The sequence below is a fragment of the Sulfuricurvum sp. genome (assembly GCF_036279695.1).
In the GTDB taxonomy this organism is placed as follows: Bacteria; Campylobacterota; Campylobacteria; order Campylobacterales; family Sulfurimonadaceae; genus Sulfuricurvum.
The window spans coordinates 1-4684 of record NZ_DASUIQ010000094.1 but is presented as its reverse complement, the minus strand read 5'-3'; the positions used below and the strand labels follow the sequence as shown (position 1 = coordinate 4684).

Sequence of the window (4684 nt, the reverse complement as noted above, 5' to 3'; positions counted from 1 at the left end):
ACCGATACCGATCGGAATACCGATTGTCGTTACCGATCCTGCAGAAAGTGGTGTTCCCAAAAGTTTTGGATCAAATGCGATCGTCAAAACAAATCCAAAATAGATCACCAACATAACAATCGTCAATGTCCATGCGAATTTACTTCGTACTTTCACAAGCTGTAAAAAATCAGGGTCGTTTTTAATACGATCAACCATCTCTTGTTTCATAATAAACCTCCTTTAAAAGTTGTAGTTTGCGATAAAGCGATATTCATCCCAGCTTGTATTACCCGCTGCTGCTTCTTTAAAATCACGTGGGAAATTGCCACGAAGACGTAATTGAAGGTTTTTAACGGCTTGAGGATTAAAAATGATGTCAAATCCAGCTTCAGTTGTTTTATTTGCAACAGCCGCTTCTGAATAGCCATTTAGAGCATCCATATCAAACGATGCGTAATATACACCTGTATTTAGATTTGCACCTAAATCTTTCCAATCATAATTTGCTGCTACTTTCCACGCATCCGTTCCAGCCAAAAATTGGTGACGAGTTACCATCCCTTGAGTATATGCCGGCATACCGCCCCATGGAGTAATAGTCCCGCCATTTACAGCAGATGATGCATCTTTACTATTATGAGAAACCGCTCCTGAGAGGTCAAAGTTAGCAACTTTTACACCCACTTTAGCTCCGATAAAATCGCTATCAACTTTGTTAATTACGCTATTAGCACCTACGTCACGTTCGTTAATCCATTGTGCCGCGACATATGGCGCTACACCGCTTGAATATGACCAACCGTAATTAGCTTCTGCATAAATTGCATTCAAAATATCGTGTGCATAGTAATCCCATACTTGCAATTTAAGCCCTGGAACACCTGAATAAATAGCGGCTACCGCTGTTACTCCAGAAGTACTGTCTCCAATAGCCCAGTCACCCATATTGGTGAATTTACCTTGATATTTAGCCGTATTCCCTACAATTGCACTATAACCGGCCGTTGCCCCAATAGCACCACCATTGTATGCATTAGCAAACGTTCCTGCTGCAAATTTTGTTACGTGTGCCGCGATCAATGTAGTATCTTTAACATCGGTGTTACTCAATACATACGCTTCAAATAGGTTTGGAAGCATACGAGCATCATCGCTACCTGCCAAAGGAGTATCAAGCTTTTGGCGCCCTGCTTTAAATGCAGTATTACCAGTTTTATATTGTAGATACGCTTCGCCTAAGATGGAGTACCCTTTACCATCTGCACCGAAAAGAGTCAAATCGTTTTCTGCCGCTACTGAACTTCTGCTGTCCAATTTACTTGTTGTATAAAATGCTGTTCCTGCACTTAAGCCATTCAAAGAACCTGTTTCATATTTAAGATAACCGCCAATTGAAAGACCATCACGTTCAACTGTACTCGCGCCTGAATAATCACGGTCTATATAAAAAGCGCGAATTTGCCCGCTTGCTTTTCCTTCTTTAAACATTCCCGCCAAATCATCGGCTGCCATAGCATTGACAACTAAAGCCGATGCCAAAAGCGATAGAGATACTGTACCTCTCATTCTTAACTCCTTGAAAAGTTTTTACACTGTCATTATGAAAATAAAACGTAGCAAGAACGTAGCAATCGTCAAATTAGAAAAAATTATCGTCAGAAAGTGTCGAAAGAGGGGATTAGTGCGTAAAAAGGTAACAATTAGCTTTTAGGGATGTCGATCATGTAACCAATCGCCCGAATATTTTGGATGAAATCTTCTTTGAGCGATTTTTTGAGGCGGCTCACTTCAGCTCGTATTGTCGGATTATCCACGTATTCTTCGTCCCATACGTAGTTTCGGAACTGATCAAAATCGACGATACGCCCGCGATTACGCGCTAAAAGATCGATGATTTGCAGCTGACGTTTGCTAAGAGGTTGTGTTACGTTATCACACATCAATGTGGAGGTCGAGGCATCATACCCATAACTCTTCGATAAACGCAAATGGCTTTGGGGAATCGTACAGCTTTGCATCACTTTATCGATCCGCAAGGCAAGCTCTTTGAGATGAAACGGCTTTTTCAGATAATCATAGCATCCCAGATCATACGCTCTACTGATCCCCTCTATATCCACCAGCGCACTGATATAAATCGCAGGCGTTCGGATTTTTAGCGCGTGAAGTGTTTCTAAAAGTTCCAGACCATCGATGCCGGGGACATTGATGTCCAAGATCAAAAGGTCAAATGACTCTTTTTTTAGCGTATCAAGCGCTTCGTCTCCGTTATAAAAAAGGACAATACGATGACCGAGCGAGAGGAGATACTCATGAATCGCTTCACTGAGCATTTGTTCATCTTCAAGAAGAAGTATTTTCACCATTGCCCTTTTTAAAATGGTATTCGAAGCGTGTCAGCTCGCGTTCAGATGAGATATTGATTACTACACCGTCTTCATCGCATATCGATTTGACCAGACTAAGCCCCAAACCAAATCCATCTGTTTTTTTCCGTTCCCGATAGTATGCCTCAAAAATCTTTTGCGGTTCATGAATTTTTTGGGAGTGGCTCTCTACCCAAAACGTACACGCCTGTGTATCGCACTCCACTCCGACGCGGATCTCTTCTCCGTTTTTGGTGTATTTGATCGCATTGGTCAGATTATTATCGATCACCCGTTGCAGTTTGGTTTCATTAAACTGTACCCAAGCCATAAAATCCGGTTCACGATACTTAAACGTGAGATTGGAAAAATGGGCAACCTCATCAAAAAATTCGAGCCGCTTTTGGACGTACTCACCCAAATTGATCGCTTTTTTAGGATATTCAATCTGATCTTTTTTTACCAAATAGCTCAAATCATCATAAATACTAAAGATATTTTTGACCGCCGCTTCTATCTTCGCCAAATAACGGTTACGCCCCTCGCTCATACTAAACAACTCAATATTTGCCATAATAACAGAAAGAGGGGTATGGGTTTCATGAATAGCGTAACGGATGAATTGCTTGTGCGATTCGAGAAGCCCGCGAGAAAATGTCTGTTCCGCTTCAAGTGCATCATTTTTGATCTGCAATGCTTGTGTTTTGAGTCGCACCCGCTCTTCCAACCCGACATTAAGCTGCTGAAGAGACTCTTTCTGCTCTTGGAGCGTCCTTGCCATCTCGTTGGCAAATCCTGCCATCCGTTTGAACTCCGAAAAATAGAGTTCTTCTACATCTATTAACTCGGTTTTATCACGGGCTGACTCGAAAAAGTTCAAAAATCGATCCATATCCCTCGCGATCATACTGCTCACGATTTTGGATATACCGAAAATAAATCCAAAAAGGATCAGCGCTAACGTAGCAATTTCAACGATCACTTTGATAAGGCGTGTTTTCGGTAAATCTTGATAGGAAAGAGAACTGCTTAACGGTACCCCTTTAACGATCTCGACACCGTTTTGCGCTGTTTTTAAAAAATCTTTGTATTCGTCATAGATGAGAAGAGATGCGATGATAACGGTAAAAAAGAGGATGAAAACAATCGTATAAAAGTTCAAATCCCGTAACGATATTTTCGATAACCGACGCAGTAACCACGATTCCACTCTATACCATCTCCAAATTAAATTGCCTCATTATAACCCAATACTTCCGATTGGTTAAGATTGATCCACTATAATTTCAAAAATTTCCTTCAAGGATCAGAGATATGTTCGGACGCAAAGAACTTAAAACCTATACACCAACAGCCGAAGAATTGGCAAGCTACCAATGGGCAAAAATGACCACAGCCAAAGGGGTTATGTGGATCAAACTTTACAATGACGAAACGCCTAATACGGTTGCCAACTTCGCGGCACTCGTTAATGACGGTTATTACAACGGTCTTAACTTTCACCGCGTAATCCCTGGGTTCATGGCGCAAGGCGGATGCCCTCACGGAACCGGAACCGGCGGACCGGGTTGGGCTATCCCGTGTGAAACAGCACTCAATAAACACCGTCACGTCAAAGGGACTCTCTCTATGGCACACGCGGGACCGAACACCGGAGGAAGCCAATTTTTTATCTGTTTCGTAAGTACTCCTCATCTTGACGGTGTTCATACTGTTTTCGGCGGAATCGAAGCGGATGATGCGGAATCAATGGCGGTTCTTGACAGTATCCAAATGCGCGACACTATCGAATCTGTAGAGATTTTAGCTTCTCGCGACTAATTTATGCTCGTCCACATCTGCTGCAGCGTCGATTCGCACTTCTTTATCGAGAAGCTGCAGCAGGAATACCCCGATGAAAAACTCGTCGGGTTCTTCTATGACCCCAATATCCACCCTTACAGCGAATATCGTCTCCGACTTTTAGATGTTGAACGCAGCTGTCAGAAACTGGGAATTGAGCTGATAGAGGGAAATTACGATTTTGAGAGCTGGATGGACGCCGTCCGAGGATTGGAGAGCGAGCCGGAAAAGGGAGCGCGCTGTGAGGTGTGCTTTGATCGTCGTTTCGAGGTAAGTGCCCACAAAGCGATCGAACTGGGTGAGTCCACCATGACCACCACCCTCCTCGTCAGCCCCAAAAAATCCCAAGAACAGCTCATCCGTAGCGGCGAAGCATTCGAAGCCTCACACGGCATTAAATTTGTCGCGTTTGACTACCGTAAAAACAACGGAACCGCCGATCAGGGACGGGTTGCCAAAGAACAGCAGCTCTACCGTCAGGACTACTGCGGCTG

The 4684-nt window shown here is 43.3% G+C and carries 6 protein-coding genes; 2 read left to right on the top strand and 4 right to left on the bottom strand.

Annotation, left to right across the window (positions count from 1 at the left end):
• The 4 genes from VFW36_RS09330 to VFW36_RS09315 form a co-directional block, all read right to left on the bottom strand.
• Positions 1–210 (bottom strand): DUF485 domain-containing protein (locus VFW36_RS09330; RefSeq protein ID WP_329658541.1); only part of this gene is annotated, 210 nt, incomplete at its 3' end.
• Between the two features lie 12 nt (positions 211–222).
• Entirely contained in the window at positions 223–1548 is a 1326-nt protein-coding gene (locus VFW36_RS09325) for an OprD family outer membrane porin (protein WP_329658540.1), read from the bottom strand.
• A gap of 134 nt (positions 1549–1682) precedes the next feature.
• Positions 1683–2345, bottom strand: coding sequence for a response regulator transcription factor (locus tag VFW36_RS09320; protein ID WP_329658542.1), 663 nt, complete (start codon positions 2343–2345; stop codon positions 1683–1685).
• Positions 2326–3558, bottom strand: coding sequence for a HAMP domain-containing sensor histidine kinase (locus tag VFW36_RS09315; protein ID WP_329658539.1), 1233 nt, complete (start codon positions 3556–3558; stop codon positions 2326–2328). Before VFW36_RS09315 ends, VFW36_RS09320 begins: the two co-directional genes overlap by 20 nt.
• A gap of 104 nt (positions 3559–3662) precedes the next feature.
• Here VFW36_RS09315 and VFW36_RS09310 point away from each other — a divergent pair, with 104 nt between their 5' ends.
• Entirely contained in the window at positions 3663–4169 is a 507-nt protein-coding gene (locus tag VFW36_RS09310) for a peptidylprolyl isomerase (RefSeq protein ID WP_329658538.1), read from the top strand.
• Between the two features lie 3 nt (positions 4170–4172).
• On the top strand, positions 4173–4684 hold a 512-nt coding region (locus VFW36_RS09305), incomplete at its 3' end, for an epoxyqueuosine reductase QueH (RefSeq protein WP_329658537.1).